Here is a 21,821-nt window from a genome sequence, read left to right as displayed (position 1 = left end):
GATGAGTCGAAAGCTTCGTTTACAGGTAAAAGAAATCACATTGGATATGGCCGGCTCTATGAGATTGATAGCTAAGAGATGTTTCCCTTTTGCTACCCAAGTTATCGATCGTTTTCATGTTCAAAAGTTGGCTATAGAAGCTTTGCAGGAAATCAGGATTAAGCATCGTTGGGAAGCAATAGACCAAGAAAATGAACGTATTATAGAATGTAAATCTACAGGGAATCCTTTACTGCTTGAATCTTTTGAGAATGGAGATACCCGCAAGCAGCTCTTAGCAAGAAGTAGATATCTACTTTACAAAAGCAGAGAAAAGTGGAGTGAAACTCAAAGGCAAAGAGCCCAAATACTATTTTCTCAGTATCCTGATCTTGAAAAAGCGTACTTCATAACCGATAGGCTGAGAAAAATTTACAATCAAGATATTACAAAATCTGTGGCTATGACTAAACTAGCCCACTGGTTCAAAGAGGTGGAAGAGGTGGATTTTAAATCATTCAACACGCTAACTAAAACAGTAATGAATCATTATAGGGATATCTTAAACTATTTTGATAATAGAAGTACCAATGCTTCAGCAGAGTCTTTTAATGCGAAAATCAAAAACTTTAGATTGCAACTAAGAGGGGTAAAAGACAGAACCTTTTTCTTATTCAGATTATCCAAACTTTTTGCATAGCCCCCAACTTTTGCGCCTGATCCTATAGAACGCAGATATCCAAGATGCTTGTTATAGTTTTTATTTGTCCAGTTTTTTTCTTTTTTCAAATATTCTAAAATAGCTTTTGCATGACCACGCTCAAAATTGGCTACAATCATTTTATCAAACTTTAATTTTCTGATAGCTTCACAGAAAAAATTGACTGTACTTTGAAAATTATCGATTGTATTCTTCTTGACAGAGAGCTTTTTTTGTTCAAAACCATAACTAACAGCTTCAATCACTCTACATGATTTTCCTATTTTGGTAGAATTATCAGGAACCCAGCCTTTTTCAAGTCGCTCCTTTAAAACTTCCGCTAAAAGGTTAGCTTCTTCTAAACGTTCGGAATAATTTGGGATCTTATTAATCCCTGTTTTGACGAATTTTAAAACTCCATTGAATCGAAACCAAACATACCATTCTTTTTCGGTTTCCAAGGGATACGATTTAACCTTTGGAATAGTCCAACTGTTTTTCATTTTGATCTGAGATTTAATTCAGATACGTAAGGGCAGTGGAAATTCAGTTGTTTACTTTTGTTTATTTTCTCTTTTTGCCGATGAAAAAAACCTTTATTCATCGGCTTTTAAGGTACTTTGTGCGGAGAGTGAGGGATTCGAACCCCCGGACCTGTTACAGTCAACAGTTTTCAAGACTGCCGCAATCGACCACTCTGCCAACTCTCCAAACTCCGATTATATCGTTGTTTTTTAGTGGTGCAAATATATAATGTTTTTAAGAATTGCCAAAATATTTTCGATACAAATTTTAACACATATAAATAATTACCTAGAAATCAGATTGATTATTTTTTGAAAAGCTTTTAAATAAGCCCTTTAATTGCCTATTCGTGTATTCTTATTTTTTATTATTAACTCAAAAAAGCCATGATACAAAATGACATTTTTTTTCTATATTTGTGGAAAACACGCGAAAACCATTATGGAGAAGCTAAAAAATCTAAGAAAACAAAGAGGCTTTACTCAAGAATATATGTCTAGAATCATTTCTACCGACACCTCTAATTACAGCCGAAAAGAAAATGGGGATGTAAAAATATATGATGAAGAATGGGAAAAACTGGCTACAGCATTAGGTGTTGAGGTAGAAGAAATTAAGGAAGAAAAACCTTCTAATGTGGTTAACTTTAATGATACATCAACCAATTCAGGAGCGTTTCTGAATAATTATTACAACATACCGGATTACATACTAGACAATCAACAAAACTATATTAACTTATTAAAAGAACAGATAGAAGTTTTGAAAGAGGAAAATAAAAAACTGAAAGAACAATAATACATTTGTCTTTATAAACATAAAAAACTGCTTTTAATAAAGCAGTTTTTTTATTTAAGAATATATTTTCAAAATTAATGTAACTCGGCAAGATACTTTTCTGCATCCATAGCTGCCATACATCCACTCCCTGCAGCTGTAATTGCTTGTCTATAGATATGATCTTGAACATCTCCTGCAGCAAAAACCCCCGGAAGATTAGTTCGTGAAGATCCTTTCTCTGTAAGAATATATCCGTTTTCATCTAAATCAACTTGTCCTCCAAAAACGTCTGTATTAGGTTTATGTCCAATGGCTATAAAAATTCCCTCCACATCAATGGTAGAAGTTTCTTGCGTTTGATTATTGATAACAACTGCTTTTTTCACCAAGTTATTCTCTCCCTCAATACCGATTAATTCATGTTGAAACTTCACTTCGATATTCGGCGTATTCTCTACCCTATGAATCATTGCTTTAGACGCTCTAAAAACATCTTTTCTTACTAACATCGTCACTTTTTTACAAAGCTTTGCTAAATAAGTCGCCTCTTCTGCTGCAGTATCTCCTGCTCCCACAACTACAACATCTTTCCCTTTATAGAAAAAACCATCACATGTAGCACATGCTGAAACCCCTCCCCCTGCATATTTCTTCTCATCATCAAGACCTAAATATTTGGCAGTTGCTCCTGTAGAAATAATTACTGTTTTAGCAAAAATCTCTCTATTTCCTGCAAATAATTTATGAACACCACCTATTTCTTTGGAAAACTCCACTTTTGTGATCATTTCATAATGAACTTTTGTGTCGAATCTTTCTGCTTGCTTTTGCAAATCCATCATCATTTCGGGACCGGTAATTCCTGTCGGATATCCTGGAAAATTATCAACTTCAGTAGTCGTTGTTAATTGTCCACCAGGCTCTAAGCCTGTATATAATTCAGGTTTTAAATCTGCTCTTGCTGCATAAATTGCAGCTGTGAAACCAGAAGGTCCAGATCCAACGATAACACAATCTAAAATTTTTTGCTCCATAATCTAATCTACTTTTTCAAAAGATTTAAAATTAACGAATGCTAATTTCGTAATTTTTACTATTTATTTACATTTATTTTAATGATACTTGTCAATGAGAAACATCTTAATTTTCAATAATTTGAATCATCATTATTTTATAATAGTTCAAAATACTAAAAGTTTGTATTTACACATTATAAATTACACTTTCATTTTAATTTTATCAATATGGATAATTTTGTAGACAAGTTCTTTAATTAGCTCTTCATCACTCATATTTACCGCTCCAAGGCCTTTTCCCTTCATATCAAATTCTCTTAGCACAGAAATCACTCTTGTTGCATGCTTTAAAGGGTAAAGCCTTGCACTTTCCGCATAGTCTTTAATAAAATAAGGATTAATACCCATCTGAGAAGCTATCGTTTGAGGTGGCTGACCTGCCATCGTATTGTATATAATTACATTAGAAAAGTAATTATATAAACTCGCCAACATCATAACAAAGGGATTATTTTTAGGGTTTTTACCCATAAAATGGGCAATTTTAAAAGCTGCATTGGCATTTTTTGTTCCTAAGGCTTTTTGAAGTTCAAAGACGTTATATTCTTTACTGATTCCGATATGATTCTCAATAATCGTCCCATCCAATACCTCATCATCTTTAAGAATAATCTTCAATTTGTTTAATTCATTGGCGATTCTTGATAGATCATTTCCCAGATATTCAGCCAAAAGGTGGGAAATATTAGGTGCCGTTTTGATCTTCAACGCATTGCATTCATCAGCAATCCACTTAGGTAAATTATTATCTTTAATAGATTCACTCAAGAAAAGAACCTTCGCTTTATCTAAAGCTTTTGTAGCCTTTTTTCGGCTATCTAACTTTTTATGTTTGTGAGCAAAAACTAAAACTGTGGAAGGAACAGGATTTTCTACATATGCCTCCAATATTCTATTCTCTTCCTCATTTAATTTGAGATCCTGCGCTTCTTTCACTATGATAAGCTGTTTATCTCCCATCATGGGAAATTGCCTCGCTAAAGAAAGAATTTCTGCGTAAGAGGTATCTTTCCCATATACAACGGTCTGATTAAAAGCTTTTTCATCTTCATTCAGAAAATCATGCTCAAAGGCTTTTACAGCAACGTCAATAAAATAGGGTTCTTCTCCGTGAAAAAAATAAATGGGTAAAACTTCTTTATTTTTAATATTTTTGAGGATTAAATCTAATTCTTTCATCTTAATTAATGGAACTTCCAAAACTAAATTTTCAGGAAACTTTTGATTTCAAATTCAGGAAAGACAAAGATAAGTTTTTTATTTATGACTTGATTCGCAAAACTTACCTTTTACTCACTCCTGAAGAATGGGTTCGACAACACTGGATACATTATTATCTTACTGTACAATCCTATTCCACCTCTGCTTTAATTACTGAAAAAAAAATTATTTTGAATGGGCTGACCAAAAGAATTGATCTTTTAATTACAGAAAAAGCTCAACCAAAAATTTTGATAGAATGTAAAGCTCCACATATTAAATTAACTGAAAAAACGTTTGAACAAACAGCAAGGTATAACTCTATTATCGGAGCAAAAGAAATTGTTTTAACAAATGGTTTACAGCATATCAATGCTTATTATGAAAATGAACAATATCGTTTTTTTCACCCAGAATAAACTTAATTTTTTCTATTGGCATTCTTATTATTCATTTATTATATAGTAAAAACAAATTAGTAATTCATATGGAAATTAAAAATATCGTATTCGATTTTGGTGGTGTTTTAATGGATTGGAATCCAAGGTATTTTTTCAAAGATTATTTTAATGACGATGAAAAAATGGAATATTTCCTAGAACATATCGCCCAATCTGAATGGAATGAGGAGCAGGATCGAGGGCGGCTTCTTTCTGAAGGCACTGAAATTCAAGTTCGTAAATTTCCGGAATGGGAAAAAGAAATACGTGCCTATTATGATAATTGGACCACTATGCTAAAAAGTGATATTCCGCAGAATGTAAAAGTTCTACAAAAACTAGGGAAAACCAATTATGAACTATTTGGATTAACCAACTGGTCGGAAGAGACATTTCCATATGCTTTGGAGAATTATGATTTTTTTCAACTCTTCAAAGGAAAAATAGTGGTTTCAGGAACAGAAAAATTGATCAAACCTGATCCGAAAATTTGGCACGTATTACTGGAAAGATATCATATCAAAGCTAATGAATCAGTTTTTATAGACGATAATCCAAAAAATATTGAAATGGCAATATCTCTAGGATTTAATACTGTTCATATTCAAGAAAACACTAATTTAGAAGAGGAATTGATTAATTTAGGGATACTATTAAGCTAGTATTTCCTTATTATTTTATGTAACTTCTAACCCAATACATATCTCTATGAGACGTTTCATCTTATTATTATCATTCTTTATAACTTCAGAATCTCTATTCTGCCAAAATCTTAAACCTGTCGTTTATCAAGACGGATCTCAAAAGTTAAATGGTTTAATAACTTCTAATGCGGGGGAAAAACGTTCCGGAGTTTTAATTCTTCCTGCCTGGAAAGGAATTGACGAAGAAGCCAAAACAGCAGCCATTGAGCTTGAGAAACAAGGTTATATTGCTTTTATTGCGGATATTTATGGAGAAGGAAATATTCCCAAGGATAACGACAGTGCTTCAAAAATCGCTGGGTATTATAAAAATAATTATGAAGCCTACCAAAAAAGGATCTCTTTAGCATTGGAACAATTAAAGAAAAATGGAGCTCAACCCCATAAAATTGCAGTAATCGGCTATTGCTTTGGGGGTACCGGAGCTTTAGAGGCGGCAAGAGTAAATCTTCCTGTTCTAGGAGTTGTCTCAATTCATGGTAGTATTGGAAAGGATCAAAGTAGAGAAAACAAAGCCATCTCAACTAAGATTCTCATTGAAAATCCTGCAGATGATAAAGGGGTAACTCCTGAAAACTATAATAATTTAATTAAAGAAATGAATGATGGAAATGCAGATTGGCAAATTATTACCTATGCCCATTCCAAACATACCTTCACAGACCCTAAATCTCCTGATTATAACGAAATAATGGCAAAAAGAGCCTGGAATCACACCCTCTTATTCTTACAGGAAATTCTTAAATAGAGAAATAAGGTCTAGTAATAGAATGCACCCATGTAAAAGTGTATCAAAATACTAGCGTGATTAACTCATTGTCAAATTGATACACTTTTATATTGATATATTTTAATCCTCTTCCCTATTTACCAAATCTATAGAAAATGCAGGAAGACAAATTGCTATATATTCACAAGATTCCGAAAAAGGATTACTATAACGCACACGAGCTCCTTTTTCCACTAAAATACTTTGTCCTTTTTCTAAAACAATAATTTCTCCATCGATTTCAAATTGTTTTTTACCTGAAATAATAATGGTAAATTCATCAAATTGTGGAGATTGATGAGGCTCACTCCAATCCGGAGGAGCAATCATGTGAGCAATTGAAATCCCAGAATGGTTGGTAGAATTTCCCCAATGTTCTTCTATTAATTTCCCATCTGTTGTCGGAACTACAAATGGTAATTTTTGAATTTTATATTTTTTCATATCCAGTTTTCTTTTTGAATTTTATAAACATAGTTGGTTCTGGTCGGTTCTCCGAAATAAGCAATCTCTTCTTCTGCTATTTTTCTGCCTCCAAGTCTTTCCATGGCAATTTGTGAACGCATATTTTCTTTTCCAATATGGAAATATATCGTCTCTACGAATTGAAAAATATAGTCGAGCATTAATTTTTTAATTTGAGGATTAATGCTTTTGCCCCAAGATTTTACCCCATAAAAAGTATAACCAATGAAAATACTATTTTTAATTTCATTGTAATCATAAAAGCGGGTACTCCCTAACACTTCTTCTGTCGCTTTATCAACAATTTTAAAAGCTCCTTTACTTTCCATAGCGCCTTCAAAAAAGTTTTTAAAAACCTCTCTTTTATATCGGTCTTTGTTAGGATGTTGTTCCCAAACCTTAGGATCAGAAGCCACTTCGTATAAAGACTCAAAATCCCCTTGTTGTAAGGGGATTAATTGATATTCTTTATTTTCTAAAATAGATTGAACCGAAAAATTCATTTTTTAGCTTTTTGTTTTTGCAGCGTCAGATTCTATTTTTTTTATTTCTTTTAATTTATCAGATATTTTTATAACCGCATCAAGTTTTGACGGTTTTAATGGAACCTCAGCTTGGGCAAAGTCCCACTTCAATACAAGATTAGCCGTATTTTCATCTGTAGGATTTAGAGTAATTTCAAACCATTCTTGCTTATCTGCCAATTTATTTACAGGAACAGTTACATCTACAACATCTTGTTTTGGATCATAAGTATATGCTCCCCATTGTTGAAAGTCTTTATTTAAAATAACTTTCCATTCTTTTTCTGTAGGAACAATGAATAGTCCATATGTTCCTGCCGGAACTACTTTACCTCCAAAGTTAACAGATTGCCCAAAGGTAATTTTTGTGGAAGAGTTGGCTCCCGCTCTCCAAACTTGTCCATAAGGAACTAATTCTCCGAATATTTTACGCCCTTTAACTCCTGGTCTACCATAGTCAACGGTAATTTTAGACATTGAAAACTGCTGCTCCACTACCTGACGTGGACTTGCTGCTGGAACAGAATAATCCTGAGCAAAGCTAAAAGCTGAAACGGATATGCAAATTGCGAATAGTATTTTTTTCACGTGTAAATTTTTGATTCAAATTTACAAAATCAAAACAAAATAGCCTTCTCTAATTCTAATAATTTTTGTTTTCTCCAAATTCCTCCTGCATATCCTACAAGTTCCCCATTGGAACCTATAACACGGTGACAAGGAATTAATATAGCTATTTTATTGATCCCATTTGCAGTCCCTACAGCACGGATGGCATTAGGGTTTCCTAAGATTTCCGATTGTTGTTTGTAAGTTCTTGTTTCTCCCATAGGAATTTCCTTTAAAAGCTGCCAAACTTTCTCCTGAAAAACAGTTCCCGTAGTAAATAATGGCACATCAAATGTTTTTCTCTTCCCTTCAAAATATTCCTTCAATTCACTTTCCAATTGTTTGAAATGTATATTTTCTCCCTGAACAATTTCAGCATTCAGAGCTTTTGATAAGGAAATGAACTGTTTTTCCATATTTTTTCGGTCCGTGAACTCAAGCAGACAAATTCCTTTATCTATAGCACATGCGTACATGGTACCCAAAGGGGTTTCAATTCTTTTAAGATCAATTACCATTTGAGTTTTACTATTTTTAGGTGAAATTCCCAGAACATTTTTGAAACGCTCGTTAAACCCACTCAAACTTTCATATCCGGAATCTAAAGCTGCTTCAATAATACGCTCTCCATTTTTAATCTTTTTAAAAGCAGTATTCATTCTAAGCTCTCTTTGAAAAGCATGAAAAGTCATTCCATGATTCTTTAAAAACCAGCGACGAAGAGTTACCGGCTCTATACTCCTCTTCAGAAGATCCGCATCTTTTATTTTTAGAGATACATTTTGAGCAAGATCAGATAAGAGTTCCCGAATATACTGAGGTGTTTCATTCAATTTCTTCAGAGGTTTACATATTTTGCAAGGTCTATATCCTTTTTCAATAGCATCTTCCGTATTTAGAAAAAATTCTACGTTTTCTTTCTTAGGCTTTCTTGCAGTACATGTCGGCCGACAGAATATCCCGGTAGTTTTTACGGCCATCCAGTATGTTCCTTCAAATGAAGAATCTTTCTCCAAAGATGCCTGATACATTCTTTCCTCTGTAAGTTTCATGATTTATATAAAAAGAGATAAAAAGCTTTTTTCAGCCATAATTTTCTGCCCTGCCGCCCCTAATTTTTTATAAATATAACCATTTGCAAAATTACCTGATGAAATTCTTTTAACCCCTAATCTCTTAAGTGTTTTAAAGTCAGGAAGGTCAGGCATACACATTACATTTACAGGAAGTTCTGTTTCTCCTACAATAGTCTCAATATCGTTTTCAGATACAATGCAAGGAACAAAAACACCATCCGCCCCTATTTTTTCAAACAACTTAATTCTTTTAAGGGTTTCTTCTATCGGGTTTTCTAATCCTAATAAAAAAGCATCTGTCCTTACGTTAATGAAAATATCCACTTTCTCCTCTTTCAATTTTAAAACCACCGGATTCAGTTTTTCATAAAAAACTTCTTTCTCTATAATTTTTCTGATTCCATCCGCAATCATGCTATCTTCAATATTAACTCCTACAACGCCTATTTCAGCAAGTTTTTTGACATTTGAAACAATTGCTTCAGTAGTATTTCCATATCCCCCTTCCAAATCTACTGTTAGAGGTATTGATATGGATTTTAAAATTCGTTCAATAATATAAAGATATTCATCAAAGGTCATATTTTCACCATCTTCATACCCTAAACTATGAGCCACCGCTGAGCTCGAAGTGGCTAACGCTTTATAGCCCAATGCTTCATATACTTTAGCACTCTGTGGATTCCATACATTTCCTAATAATAAAGGCTCTTCGCTGTTATGCAGTTCTTTAAAAGCTTGAATATTTCTCATATGATTTTTTTGCAAAACTATTCTTTAAGGCTGTTGATAAACAACCGAAAAATGGACAAGTATTTTTTTCTTTTATTTCAAAATATAAACGCACCTTAAAAAAATTAAGATGCGTCTACTGTTTTATTAATTCAAAATTACATCGTTTCCATTTTGAAACTCATGCTTTCAATAACTTTCAAGATAGCTTCAACCGTATCCATGGATGTCAAACAAGGAACTCCGTTTTCAACACTCATCCTTCTAATTTGGAAACCATCTCTTTCTGCTTGTTTTCCTTTGGTAGTAGTATTAACAACATATTGAACTTTCCCTTTTTGAATCAGGTCGATAAGGTTTACATCTTCTTCACCGATTTTATATCCTATTTTACAAGGAATTCCTTTTTCTTCAAAGAATTTAGCAGTTCCTTCTGTAGCCCATATTCTGAATCCAACTTCATGGAATCTTTCTGCCAAATCAGCTGCTTCTTCCTTATGTTTATCCGCGACTGTGAACAAAATTGAACCATGCATCGGAACTTTTCTTCCTGCTGCTACTAATCCTTTATAAAGTGCTTTTTCCAATGTTGTGTCTTTCCCCATTACTTCTCCTGTAGATTTCATTTCAGGTCCTAAAGAAATATCCACTTTTGTTAATTTTGAAAAAGAAAATACCGGAACTTTCACAAACACCCCTTCTTTATTGGGTACCAATCCATTTTCATAACCCAAGTCTTTCAACTTTTGTCCTAAAATAGCCTTTGTTGCTAAATTAGCCATAGGAACCTCAGTAATTTTAGATAAGAAAGGGACTGTTCTCGATGAACGAGGGTTTACTTCGATAACATATACATTTCCTTCAAAAAGAACATATTGAATATTCATGAGGCCAATCACATTCAATCCTTTTGCCAATCTTTTGGTATAATCAACAAGGGTTTGAATTTCTTTTTCCGATACATTTTGAGGAGGATATACAGCAATAGAATCTCCTGAGTGAACCCCTGCTCTCTCAATGTGTTCCATAATTCCAGGAATTATTACTGTTTCACCATCACAAATTGCATCCACCTCTACTTCTTTTCCAACCATGTACTTATCCACTAAAACCGGATGCTCAGGGCTTGCTTCTACAGCATTTTCCATATAATGAGCCAGCTCTGTTTTCGTGTATACGATTTCCATTGCTCGTCCTCCCAACACATAACTTGGACGTACAAGAACCGGATAACCAATTTCGTTAGCAATCTTTACCGCTTCTTCTTTTGAAGTTGATGTTTTTCCTTTTGGTTGAGGAATTCCAAGCTCCTGAAGTGCTTTTTCAAATTTATCTCTGTTTTCGGCTCTATCAAGATCTTCCAGTGTAGTTCCTAAAATCTGTACTCCATGAGAAGCCAACTTATCTGCTAAATTAATAGCAGTCTGACCTCCAAACTGAACCACTACTCCTTTAGGTTTTTCGAGATCAATGATGTTCATTACATCTTCTTCCGTGAGTGGCTCAAAGTATAATTTATCTGAAATTGAGAAGTCTGTGGAAACCGTTTCAGGGTTGTTATTGATAATAATTGCTTCGTATCCCATTTCCTTGATTGCCCAAACTGAATGAACCGTTGCATAATCAAATTCAACACCTTGTCCGATTCTGATGGGTCCGGAACCTAAAACAATAATTTTCTCTTTATTGGAAGCAACACTTTCATTTTCTTCTTCATAAGTCCCATAAAAATAAGGAGTCTCACTTTCAAATTCAGCGGCACATGTGTCTACCATTTTATAAACCGGCATTACCCCATTTTCTTTTCTGAAATTGAATATTTCTCGTTGGGTGGTATCCCAAAGGTGAGCAATATTGAGATCTGCAAAACCTAATTTTTTAGCTTCTAATAAAACTTCTTTATTAAACTTATTTTCAGCAATCTTCTTTTCAAAATCAATTAATTTTTTGATTTTCCAGATAAAGAATTTATCAATCTTACTCCATTCTACGATTTGTTCCCAGTCGTAGCCTCTTCTTAAAGCATCTCCAATAATAAACAGTCTCTCATCATCACAAACTCTGATTCTTCTTTCTATTTCCTCAGCAGTAAGTGCTTCAGCTTGTTTTGTTTTTAAACCAATATGTCTGATTCCTGTTTCTAATGAACGAATGGCTTTTTGTAAAGATTCTTCAAAATTTCTTCCAATAGCCATTACTTCACCCGTTGCTTTCATCTGCGTTGATAATCTTCTATCTGCAGTTTCGAATTTATCGAATGGAAATCTTGGGAATTTAGTTACTACATAATCCAAAGCTGGTTCAAAACAAGCATAAGTCTTTCCTGTAACCGGATTCATAATGGTATCTAAAGTTAATCCTACTGCAATTTTTGCCGCGATTTTAGCAATTGGATATCCTGTTGCTTTACTAGCTAATGCAGATGAACGAGATACCCTAGGATTCACTTCTATGATATAATAATCAAATGAATGCGGATCCAACGCCAACTGCACGTTACACCCTCCTTCAATTCCTAATGCTCTGATAATTTTTAATGAAGCATTTCTCAATAACTGATACTCTCTATCTGAAAGTGTTTGAGAAGGTGCAACAACAATTGAATCTCCTGTGTGAACTCCAACCGGATCAATATTTTCCATGTTACATACTACAATCGCATTGTCGTTTGCATCACGCATCACCTCATATTCAATTTCCTTGAAACCAGCAATTGACTTTTCAATAAGACACTGGGTTACCGGACTATGTTTTAATCCTAATTCAGCAATTTCTTTTAATTCGGTTTCGTTGGAAGCAATACCTCCTCCCGTTCCTCCCATGGTGAAAGCAGGGCGAACAATTACAGGATAACCAATTTCATCAGCAAAGTTAAGTGCTCCTTCAACAGTATTTACGATATCAGATTCGGGAACCGGTTCATTTAATTCTCTCATCAATTCACGGAACAAATCTCTGTCCTCCGCTCTATTGATTGCAGAAAGCTTAGTTCCTAATACTTCCACTTTACATTCTTCGAGAATTCCTGATTTCTCTAATTCCACCGCCATATTCAGCCCTGTTTGCCCCCCAAGAGTCGGTAAAAGAGCATCCGGCCGTTCTTTTCTGATGATATGACTTACAAATTGTAATGAAATAGGTTCAATATAAACTTTATCCGCTATTTCAACATCCGTCATGATCGTTGCAGGATTTGAATTAATCAAAATTACCTTGTAGCCTTCTTCTTTTAAAGACAAACAAGCCTGCGTTCCTGCGTAATCAAATTCCGCCGCCTGACCAATAATGATAGGTCCTGAACCGATTACTAAAATTGTTTTTATATCTGTACGTTTTGCCATTTTCTATTAAGATATGAGATGCTAGATGTCAGATTTCAGACTTTCCAGCTTTATGTTTTACTTTTAGATTAGATTTGAATGTATAAATCATTCGTTGAATTTCATTCAGTTTTGATATTAGATCATTGACCCTTTCTGCATGTAATAAATTTAACTCTCTCGTTAAAATTAATTGTGTTTGTAACTCAAAAGATGAAGCATTTGCAATGCCAAGAAAATGATAAAATTCTCTATCATTATTTCTTCCCGCTCCTTCCGATATATTTGAAGGAATTGAAACTGCTGATCTTTTAATTTGAGAAATCAAACCATACTTTTCATCTTTCGGCAAATCAAGACAAATAAGGTAAACCTCTTTTGCCAGTTCTATTGATTTTTGCCAGAAAAGTAATTTCTCAAAATTATGCATGTAAAATCTGTTATCTGATGTCTAATATCTGAAGTCTTATTACTTCTTAAAATTTTCCATTAAATCAATGAACTCATCAAATAAGTAATTCGCATCTTCTGGACCTGGACTTGCTTCCGGGTGATATTGAACTGAGAAACAAGGGTGAATCTTATGTCTTAAGCCTTCATTTGTTCTGTCATTCAATGCGATATGAGTTTCAATTAAATCTGTTCCTTTTAAACTTTCTTGATCTACCGCATAGCCATGATTTTGTGAAGTAATGGCTACCTTATTTTTCTCTAAATCTAAAACAGGATGATTACCTCCTCTATGTCCGAATTTTAATTTGAACGTTTTAGCACCACAAGCCAAACCGATTAATTGATGTCCTAAGCATATTCCGAAGATGGGAACTTTCCCTAATATTCCACGAATCATTTCCAATGCATGTTGATTATCTTCCGGATCACCAGGACCATTTGACAACATGACTCCATCAGGATTCAATAATAAAATTTCTTCTGCAGTTGTATCTTGAGAAACTACCGTAATATCACAGTTTCTTTGAGATAACTCTCTGATAATTCCTAATTTAGAACCGAAATCTACCAATACTACTTTAAATCCTCTTCCCGGATTTGCATAAGGTGTTTTTGTAGAAACTATTTCTACTTGATTAGTTGGGAATGTCGTTGATGTTAATTCTGCAACTATTGTACTTTCATCTGTCTCTACATCAACTATTTTTCCTTTTACTACTCCATAGTTACGTAATACTCTTGTCAACCTTCTGGTATCAATTCCTGAAATTCCTGAAAGTTTTTTTCTCTTAAATAACTCATCTAAAGTAATCTGAGTACGGAAATTAGAAGGAAAATCACAAAGTTCTTTTACGATAAGTCCTTTAATTGCGGGCTCAATACTTTCATAATCATCACGGTTAATACCATAATTTCCGATAAGCGGATAGGTCATACAAACAATCTGACCGCAGTATGAAGGATCAGAAATAAGTTCCTGATATCCTGTCATTCCCGTATTGAAAACTACTTCTCCTGCCGTTTCCAAATTAGCTCCGAAACCTTCTCCATAAAATACTTCACCGGACTCCAGTATTAATTTTTTCTTCATTTTTTATTTAGATATTAGATTGAAAAGTTGGTTTTGTAACACTCCTTTTCATTATTTTTAATTTTTAACTTACTACAATATGGATTACTTATATTACCTTTTAGTGAAAAGAATAGCCTTCTTTTTCTAATGCTTCTTTAAGAATAGCCATTCTTGCAAACACCCCATTTTGCATTTGCTTAAAAATCCTTGAGCGATCACATTCAACCAATTCTGTATCAATTTCAACTCCTCTGTTGATGGGAGCAGGATGCATAATAATTGCCTTTTCTTTCATCGATTTTTCTCTTTCTTTAGTTAATCCATATTTTCGATGATATTCAGAAGCTGAAAAACTCATTTTTGCATCATGCCTTTCATGTTGAATTCGCAACAGCATAAGTACATCTACCTCGGCTACTAATTCATCCACTGTTAAATAGGTACCATTAATCAAAGCTCCTTCATCAAACCATTGCTCGGGTCCTGAAAAATAGACTTTTGCGCCTAATCTCCTCAATGCTTCTGCATTTGAATTCGCAACACGACTGTGTTTTACATCCCCTACAATTCCTACTTTTAAGCCTTCAAATGTTCCAAATTCTTGGTAAATTGTCATTAAATCCAGCATACACTGTGAAGGATGATTACCCGTTCCATCTCCTCCATTGATCACAGGAATTTTTATATTTTTTAATTCTTCGAAATATCGGTCTTTTTTATCTCTAATAACCACTAGATTCACTCCAATACTTTCAATAGTTTTCACTGTATCATAAAGGCTTTCTCCTTTGTTTACCGAACTATTGGCTGCATCAAAAGGTACCACTTGTAATCCTAGTCTTCTTTCTGCAAGATCAAAACTCGTCTTTGTTCTCGTACTATCTTCAAAGAATAGATTTGAACAAAAAACCTCTCCTTCAATTTTAGCAATCTTTCCATTTGCAAAAGCCAGTGCTTCTGTCAGTATACGGTTGATTCTCTCGGTGCTCAGTTCTGTAATCGTAAACATAATTTCTTAATTTTTGTATATAAAAAAAGCGAAGACAAGATCTTCGCTTAATAACAATAAATATCGTAAAGGGCGCTTTCGCCCGGTAAATCTAATGATATAAATACTCTTTTATTCATTAGGTGCAAAGATATAAAATTTCAATGAATTGACAAAACTAAAATTTCACATAAATTAAAAACATTCACTACCCCTTTATTTTCATTTTTTCTTAATATTTTTGTTAAAAATCAAAAAGTATTTTATGGATGCAAAAGATAAAATGATTCTTAGTATTATTCAGGAAGATTCAACATTATCTGTTAAAGAAATCTCAGAAAAAATTGGTCTTACTTTTACTCCCACCTATGAGCGTATTAAACAATTGGAAAAACAAGGGATTATTGAAAAGTATGTAGGTCTTCTCAACCGGGAAAAATTAGGTTTAAATATTGTAGTTTATTGTAATGTTCGTCTCAAAGAACAATCTCAAAAAGTGCTTGAAACTTTCGAAAAAAACATTGAAAAACATGACGAAGTACAAGAAATCATCAGTCTTTCCGGGGAATACGATTATATGCTGAAAATTATTGCAAAAGACATATATTCTTATAATGACTTCGCTGTAAATGTAATATCAAACATTCCTAATATTGGTCAATATCATAGCTCTATTGTTCTCCATGAGGTTAAAAAAACGACAAAATTCAAAATTGACCTACAATAGCATATAGAAAATCTTCATACTATTTAGCAGTTTTAAACTATATAACCCCACTATCTTCCTATTTCTTTTCTATTAATAACGATCATACTTCATTTTAATCAGCCTAATAATTTATTTCTCAGTTTATTAAACTGATACTCTATTTTATCTAAGCAAAGATTTCCTATACTTCCTTGATGGGTATGGTTAAGATTTTCAATTTCAAAATTAAACACTTTGTTTTCAATTTGTTGTCCTACTTTTACATAGGCATCACGAAATGAGCTTCCATTTTTTACCTCATCATTTATTTTCTCAACACTGAAAAGATATTTATATTTTTCGTCTTCTAAAATTCCCTCTCTCACTTGAATATTAGGTAACGTATAATTTAAAATTTCCAAACATTCTTTTAATGAATCAATAGCCGGGAAAAGGATTTCCTTTGTCAGCTGCATATCTCTATGATAACCGGAAGGAAGATTATTAGTCAACAGAATAAACTCATTTGGTAATGCCTGAATTCTATTACAACGCGCACGGACAAGTTCAAAAATATCCGGATTTTTCTTATGAGGCATAATACTGCTTCCTGTTGTAAATTCTTTAGGAAAACTAATAAAATCAAAATTTTGACTTAAATATAAACATACATCATACGCCAATTTCCCAAGAGTGCCGGCCAGTGTTGCCATTGCCATCGACAACACTTTCTCAGACTTTCCTCTTGTCATTTGAGCATATACGGAATTATAATTCATCGATTGAAAACCTAAATTATAGGTTGTGCTTTCTCTATCAATAAGAAAAGATGAACCATATCCCGCCGCTGAACCCAATGGATTTTTATTGATTATATTTTTAACTGAAAACAACATTTCAAGATCATCCAATAACGCCTCCGCATATGCACCAAACCATAATCCAAATGAAGAAGGCATCGCAATCTGCAAATGGGTGTAGCCTGGAAGTAAAATATCTTTATGTTGCTCTGCCAGCTTAATTAAAATCTGAAATACCCCATCTGTTAACGTCGTAATTTCACGAATCTCATCTAATAAATAAAGTTTTATATCTAATAAAACTTGATCATTACGAGAACGTGCAGTATGGATTTTTTTTCCTGTATCGCCTAGTTTATCAATTAAAATAGACTCAATCTGGGAGTGAATATCTTCCGCCTGCAGATCAATTTCAAAAGTTCCATTTTCAATATTATTTAAAATATCCGCTAAAACCAATGCCATCTTCTCTGATTCTTCCATGGAAATAATTCCCACTTCTGCCAACATTTTACAATGAGCCATAGAACCCTTTACATCATATTTTGCAAGACGTTCATCAAAATCAAGATCTTTTCCAACCGTAAATTGATTAACTTGTATATTGGTGGCAAGATCATCTTTCTGCCATATTTTTTTCATAACTTATTATTTATAAAAACTCAATTCGTTTTGACTTGCTCAGTAATTTTTTTATCATTTTGTAAAAATTTTAAACCTCCCCATCTTCCATTAATTCTTTCATTTTTAATTTTCTTCGTACATCAATTTTTATTAAAAATATTCCAAACTTCATTATCTTCACTTACTGAGCAGCATCAAAACATTTAAAAATTAACTAAAATAAAATATCTTTTTTATGCAATGCATTCTAGATATCGAATGAAAGGACTAGATGTTAACATCTTAACCTTATATAACTTTTTCTAAGATTTGGATATAAATATCAATGCCCTCTTCTATTTCTTTTATATATATGTATTCATCTGCCGTATGAGAACGCCTACTGTCTCCGGGTCCAATTTTAACTGATGTACATGGAATAATAGCCTGATCAGAAGACGTAGGTGAGCCATATGTAGTCCTTCCAACTTCAAGACCTGCTTGTACAAATGGGTGCTCTATTTCTATTTTTGAAGAATTTAACCTAAAGGACCTAGCCTTCAAAACCGATTTCATCCTAGACTGAATAATCTCAAAAACTTCTTTATTTGAATATTCATCTGTCACCCTAACATCCAAAGTAAAGGTACAATGCTCAGGTACAACATTATGCTGAACGCCTGCATGGATTCCAGACAAAGTAACTTTAACTTCTCCTAAATAGTCAGAAATTTTTGGAAATGTAAAGCTTAAAATCTGCTGTAGATCTTCCATACATTTCACGATGGCGTTATCGTCATTCGGATGTGCTGCATGAGAAGGAGTTCCTTTCATTTCACCATCAATAACCAAAAGACCTTTTTCTGCAATAGCCAGATGCATTTGTGTAGGCTCTCCTACAATCGCAAAATCCACCTTGGGAAGTTGTGGAAACAAAGCTTCAATTCCATCCACACCTGATATTTCCTCCTCAGCTGTTAAAGCAATAATTAAATTATATTTTAAATCTTCTTTAGCATAAAAATACAAAAAAGCCTGTACTAAAGACACCAAAGAAGCTCCTGCATCATTACTTCCTAACCCGAATAATTTTCCTTCTTTCTCAAGAGGTAAGAAAGGATCTAAAGTATACGCTTTATTCGGCTTTACCGTATCATGATGTGTATTCAGCAAAATTGACGGTTTGGAAACATCAAAATTTTTATTTGTAGCCCAAATATTATTTTTATACCGGTTCGTAGGAATTTGGAACTTTCTGAAAAAATTTTCTATTACTACAGACATATTAAATTCATCTTTGCTGAATGATGGAATTTCAATCAGTTTTTTCAATAATTCGACAGCGTTATTCAGTAGTTCTTCTTTACTATAAACAGATTTTAGTTCCTGCATAATGGTTTTCTATATGGGTCTTTAGATGGTTTTCCTTAATTAAGAATACCTTACTTACATTATTTTTAGTTGCTTCGAGAGCATTTTCAATTTTTGGCAAAATTCCTTTATGAAGCTTCCCTTCTTTTTTTAACGCAAAAAACTCTTCTTCGGAAATATTTTTCATAACAGATTCCGGATTATCGATATCTTCTAAAACACCATTTTTATCAAAACAATACAATAATTCTACATCATATTTTACCGATAAAACCTGCGCTATTATCGAAGCAATAGTATCTGCATTCGTATTCAACAAATTTCCTTTTTCATCATGTGTAATTGCCGAAAAAACAGGCACCAAACCTAGATTGATAAATTCTGAAAGCAATTTCTCATTAATACTCTGTTGATCAATATCTCCCACATATCCGAAATCGATTTCTGCATGTTCTCTTTTTTTAGCTTTAATCAAATTCGCATCTGCTCCTGAGAATCCTATCGCATTGCATTCTTTTTGTTGAAGCTTCGTCACTATATTTTTATTGATCCCTCCCGCATATACCATTGTTACAATATCTAATGTATCTTTATCTGTGATTCTCCTTCCATTGATTAACTGTTGCTCAATTCCTAATCTATCCGCTAAAGTCGTTGCTAATTTTCCACCACCATGCACAAGGATTTTCTTTTCTTTAATTCCGGCAAACTGATCTAGAAATTGACTTAGTAATACCTCATCATCAATCAAAGCACCTCCTATTTTTATAACGAAAAGCTTTTCTTGCATCACCTTATTATTTAGAATTAATTACCTCTAGAATTTCTGAAAATACAGCTTGAGCCGAGAAAATTCGGTTTTTTGCCTGTTGATAAATAATAGAGTTTTCTCCATCCATTACCTCATCACTCAATTCTACATTTCGCCGAACCGGAAGACAATGCATCACCTTTGCTTGATTCGTTTTACTTAACTTTTCATTCGTTAACATCCAATTTTCTTCCACTTCCGGCATTGCTGTATATTCCTCAAATGAGGACCAATTTTTCACATAAATAAAATCTGCATTCTCCAAAGCTTCATCCTGATTATGAATTACTTTTACATCTTTAGTGAAATTTTTATCTAAATCATATCCTTTTGGATTTGTAATGATGAAATCAACCTCCATCTCCTGCATCCATTCGGTAAAAGAATTACCAACAGCCTGGGCAATAGGTTTTACGTGAGGCGCCCAAGTAAGGACTATTTTGGGCTTACGTTTTTCTTTCCAGTTTTCAGTGATGGTTATACAATCTGCTAAACTTTGTAAAGGATGTCGTGTTGCCGACTCTAAAGAAACCACAGGTACTTTTGCATGCTTTTCAAACTGACTGAGTATGCTTTCATGTACATCATCTTGTTTATTTTTCATGCCCGCAAAACAACGCACTGCAATGATATCGCAATATTGATTCAATACTTCAATAGCATCTTTGATATGTTCTACTGTATCACCATTCATTACACTACCATCTGCAAATTCAAGATTCCAAGCCTCTTGTGCTGCATTTAACGTTAAAACATTTAATCCTAAATTCTGAGCTGCAATTTGACTACTTAAACGTGTTCTCAAACTCGAATTTAAAAATACAAGCCCTATTGTTTTTCCTTTTCCTTTCTCAGATTCCGAAAGAGGATTTTCTTTGATTTGCAAAGCTTTTTTTATCATTTCCTGTAAGTTTTCAACATCACTTACAGAGGTAAATTTTTTCATTTTAAAGTAATTTTAAAGATTTTCTACAACCGTTTTCAAAGCATTGATAAAGAGATTGGCTTCTTCTTTTTTAATGGTAAGCGCCGGAAGGACCCTCAACACCGTTTTGTCATTAGAATTTCCAGTGAAAATCTGATGATTGTACAATAGATTATTCCTCACCTCAGAACAATCTCTATCAAGCTCAATCCCAATCATCAATCCCTTCCTTCGAATGGATATAATATGGGGAAAATCTTTAATTTCATTTTCAATATACTCGCCCATTTCCTGAGCGTTTTTGATAAGACCTTCATCCTTCATGACGTCCAAAACAGCAATTGCAGCAACGCAAGCCAAATGATTCCCTCCAAAAGTAGTTCCCAATAGCCCGTTAGTTGCTTGAAATTTAGGATGAATTAAAACACCCCCAATTGGAAAACCATTTCCCATTCCTTTTGCTATGGTAATAATATCAGCCTCAATTCCGAATTCCTGATGAGCAAAGAAATACCCACTTCTTCCATAACCCGACTGCACTTCATCTAAAATTAAAACAGTATCGTGTTTTTCACACAACTCTTTTATCTTCGTTAAAAATTCAACTGACGGAATCATAATTCCACCCACTCCTTGAATTCCTTCTATAATCACCGATGAAATAACACTTCCTTGCTTATCAAAAATCCCTTCTAACTGTTCGATATTATCCCATTCACATTTAATAAATCTTTCGGAATAGTTAACGGGAGCCACAATTTTAGGATTATCCGTTACAGAAACTGCTGCTGAAGTTCTTCCATGAAATGAACCTGAAAAATAGAGTATCTTGTTTTTTCCATTATGGAAAGAAGCCAGCTTTAAAGCATTTTCATTAGCTTCCGCTCCAGAATTACACAAGAACAAATTATAATTCTCGTATCCTGAAATTTTTCCTAATTTATCTGCCAACTCAGTCTGTAATTCATTCTGAACAGAATTGGAATAGAAAGATATTTTATCGAGTTGTTTTTTTAATTGAGTTTGATAATGCGGATGGTTATGACCAATTGAAATGACTGCATGGCCTCCATAAAAATCAAGATATTTTATTCCTTTATCGTCCCAAAGGAATGAACCTTTAGCTTTAATTGGATTTATATTAAATAATGGATATACGTTGAATAAATTCATTTTCTAGTTGATTGTTGTTCATTGATAATGGCAGTTTT

The 21,821-nt window shown here is 33.5% G+C and carries 22 protein-coding genes and 1 tRNA gene; 6 read left to right on the top strand and 17 right to left on the bottom strand.

Annotated elements, in window-relative coordinates; all coding sequences use genetic code 11:
• Window positions 1-679: ISAon1 family transposase (locus CHRY9293_RS04300; RefSeq protein ID WP_162031752.1), on the top strand; the 679-nt coding region annotated here is incomplete at its 5' end.
• 625 nt (window positions 680-1,304) lie between these two features.
• On the opposite strand, the gene CHRY9293_RS04295 is transcribed toward CHRY9293_RS04300, so the two are convergent.
• Window positions 1,305-1,389: transfer RNA gene (locus CHRY9293_RS04295), tRNA-Ser, on the bottom strand.
• A 256-nt stretch (window positions 1,390-1,645) separates the two neighbouring features.
• Here CHRY9293_RS04295 and CHRY9293_RS04290 point away from each other — a divergent pair.
• Window positions 1,646-2,002, top strand: a complete 357-nt coding sequence (locus CHRY9293_RS04290; protein WP_162031751.1) for a helix-turn-helix domain-containing protein — start codon at window positions 1,646-1,648, stop codon at window positions 2,000-2,002.
• A gap of 74 nt (window positions 2,003-2,076) precedes the next feature.
• Here CHRY9293_RS04290 and trxB read toward each other — a convergent pair whose 3' ends face one another.
• Entirely contained in the window at window positions 2,077-3,018 is a 942-nt protein-coding gene (gene trxB, locus CHRY9293_RS04285; protein ID WP_162031750.1) for a thioredoxin-disulfide reductase, read from the bottom strand.
• Between the two features lie 183 nt (window positions 3,019-3,201).
• On the bottom strand, window positions 3,202-4,239 hold the full coding sequence (gene holA, locus CHRY9293_RS04280; protein ID WP_162031749.1) for a DNA polymerase III subunit delta: 1,038 nt from the start codon (window positions 4,237-4,239) through the stop codon (window positions 3,202-3,204).
• An 8-nt stretch (window positions 4,240-4,247) separates the two neighbouring features.
• Here holA and CHRY9293_RS04275 point away from each other — a divergent pair, with 8 nt between their 5' ends.
• From CHRY9293_RS04275 to CHRY9293_RS04265, 3 genes are all read left to right on the top strand, one after another.
• The gene (locus CHRY9293_RS04275; protein WP_162031748.1) at window positions 4,248-4,679 is read left to right on the top strand and encodes a type I restriction enzyme HsdR N-terminal domain-containing protein; all 432 of its coding nucleotides are present in this window, start codon (window positions 4,248-4,250) and stop codon (window positions 4,677-4,679) included.
• A gap of 68 nt (window positions 4,680-4,747) precedes the next feature.
• Window positions 4,748-5,362, top strand: a complete 615-nt coding sequence (locus CHRY9293_RS04270) for an HAD family hydrolase (RefSeq protein WP_162031747.1) — start codon at window positions 4,748-4,750, stop codon at window positions 5,360-5,362.
• 46 nt (window positions 5,363-5,408) lie between these two features.
• Window positions 5,409-6,152 (top strand): dienelactone hydrolase family protein, encoded by a 744-nt coding sequence (locus CHRY9293_RS04265; RefSeq protein ID WP_162031746.1) that lies wholly within the window; start codon window positions 5,409-5,411, stop codon window positions 6,150-6,152.
• Between the two features lie 102 nt (window positions 6,153-6,254).
• Here CHRY9293_RS04265 and CHRY9293_RS04260 read toward each other — a convergent pair whose 3' ends face one another.
• The 9 genes from CHRY9293_RS04260 to CHRY9293_RS04220 form a co-directional block, all read right to left on the bottom strand.
• Window positions 6,255-6,617 (bottom strand): cupin domain-containing protein, encoded by a 363-nt coding sequence (locus CHRY9293_RS04260; protein WP_162031745.1) that lies wholly within the window; start codon window positions 6,615-6,617, stop codon window positions 6,255-6,257.
• Entirely contained in the window at window positions 6,614-7,141 is a 528-nt protein-coding gene (locus tag CHRY9293_RS04255) for a GNAT family N-acetyltransferase (RefSeq protein WP_162031744.1), read from the bottom strand. The genes CHRY9293_RS04260 and CHRY9293_RS04255 overlap by 4 nt, the downstream gene beginning before the upstream one ends.
• A gap of 3 nt (window positions 7,142-7,144) precedes the next feature.
• Window positions 7,145-7,750, bottom strand: a complete 606-nt coding sequence (locus CHRY9293_RS04250) for a DUF2911 domain-containing protein (protein WP_162031743.1) — start codon at window positions 7,748-7,750, stop codon at window positions 7,145-7,147.
• A gap of 29 nt (window positions 7,751-7,779) precedes the next feature.
• Window positions 7,780-8,823, bottom strand: coding sequence for a bifunctional transcriptional activator/DNA repair enzyme AdaA (locus CHRY9293_RS04245; protein WP_162031742.1), 1,044 nt, complete (start codon window positions 8,821-8,823; stop codon window positions 7,780-7,782).
• 3 nt (window positions 8,824-8,826) lie between these two features.
• Window positions 8,827-9,600, bottom strand: a complete 774-nt coding sequence (locus CHRY9293_RS04240) for an isocitrate lyase/PEP mutase family protein (protein ID WP_185153191.1) — start codon at window positions 9,598-9,600, stop codon at window positions 8,827-8,829.
• Between the two features lie 137 nt (window positions 9,601-9,737).
• Window positions 9,738-12,920, bottom strand: a complete 3,183-nt coding sequence (gene carB, locus CHRY9293_RS04235; protein WP_162031741.1) for a carbamoyl-phosphate synthase large subunit — start codon at window positions 12,918-12,920, stop codon at window positions 9,738-9,740.
• A gap of 28 nt (window positions 12,921-12,948) precedes the next feature.
• Window positions 12,949-13,329 (bottom strand): four helix bundle protein, encoded by a 381-nt coding sequence (locus tag CHRY9293_RS04230; protein ID WP_162031740.1) that lies wholly within the window; start codon window positions 13,327-13,329, stop codon window positions 12,949-12,951.
• A gap of 39 nt (window positions 13,330-13,368) precedes the next feature.
• A complete protein-coding gene (locus tag CHRY9293_RS04225) occupies window positions 13,369-14,442 on the bottom strand; it encodes a carbamoyl phosphate synthase small subunit (RefSeq protein ID WP_162031739.1) in 1,074 nt (357 codons plus the stop codon).
• Between the two features lie 100 nt (window positions 14,443-14,542).
• Window positions 14,543-15,433, bottom strand: coding sequence for an aspartate carbamoyltransferase catalytic subunit (locus CHRY9293_RS04220; protein WP_162031738.1), 891 nt, complete (start codon window positions 15,431-15,433; stop codon window positions 14,543-14,545).
• Between the two features lie 244 nt (window positions 15,434-15,677).
• Between CHRY9293_RS04220 and CHRY9293_RS04215 the strand changes: the two genes are divergently transcribed.
• The gene (locus CHRY9293_RS04215; protein ID WP_122546959.1) at window positions 15,678-16,139 is read left to right on the top strand and encodes an Lrp/AsnC family transcriptional regulator; all 462 of its coding nucleotides are present in this window, start codon (window positions 15,678-15,680) and stop codon (window positions 16,137-16,139) included.
• 98 nt (window positions 16,140-16,237) lie between these two features.
• On the opposite strand, the gene argH is transcribed toward CHRY9293_RS04215, so the two are convergent.
• The 5 genes from argH to CHRY9293_RS04190 all read right to left on the bottom strand — a co-directional run bounded on the left by argH (window position 16,238) and on the right by CHRY9293_RS04190 (window position 21,783).
• Window positions 16,238-17,542, bottom strand: a complete 1,305-nt coding sequence (gene argH, locus CHRY9293_RS04210) for an argininosuccinate lyase (RefSeq protein ID WP_162031737.1) — start codon at window positions 17,540-17,542, stop codon at window positions 16,238-16,240.
• 270 nt (window positions 17,543-17,812) lie between these two features.
• The gene (locus CHRY9293_RS04205) at window positions 17,813-18,895 is read right to left on the bottom strand and encodes a M20 family metallo-hydrolase (protein WP_162031736.1); all 1,083 of its coding nucleotides are present in this window, start codon (window positions 18,893-18,895) and stop codon (window positions 17,813-17,815) included.
• Window positions 18,870-19,664 carry an acetylglutamate kinase gene (argB, locus tag CHRY9293_RS04200; protein WP_162031735.1) on the bottom strand — a complete coding sequence of 265 codons (795 nt, stop codon included), beginning with the start codon at window positions 19,662-19,664 and terminating at the stop codon, window positions 18,870-18,872. The genes CHRY9293_RS04205 and argB overlap by 26 nt, the downstream gene beginning before the upstream one ends.
• A 7-nt stretch (window positions 19,665-19,671) precedes the next feature.
• A complete protein-coding gene (locus CHRY9293_RS04195; protein ID WP_162031734.1) occupies window positions 19,672-20,631 on the bottom strand; it encodes an N-acetylornithine carbamoyltransferase in 960 nt (319 codons plus the stop codon).
• A 12-nt stretch (window positions 20,632-20,643) separates the two neighbouring features.
• Entirely contained in the window at window positions 20,644-21,783 is a 1,140-nt protein-coding gene (locus CHRY9293_RS04190; RefSeq protein WP_162031733.1) for an aspartate aminotransferase family protein, read from the bottom strand.
• Between the last annotated feature and the right edge of the window lie 38 nt (window positions 21,784-21,821).

This window comes from Chryseobacterium potabilaquae (assembly GCF_902728265.1).
Lineage (GTDB): Bacteria > Bacteroidota > Bacteroidia > Flavobacteriales > Weeksellaceae > Chryseobacterium > Chryseobacterium potabilaquae.
The sequence above is the reverse complement of the archived record's forward strand: the minus strand, read 5'-3'. Positions and strand labels throughout refer to the sequence as shown.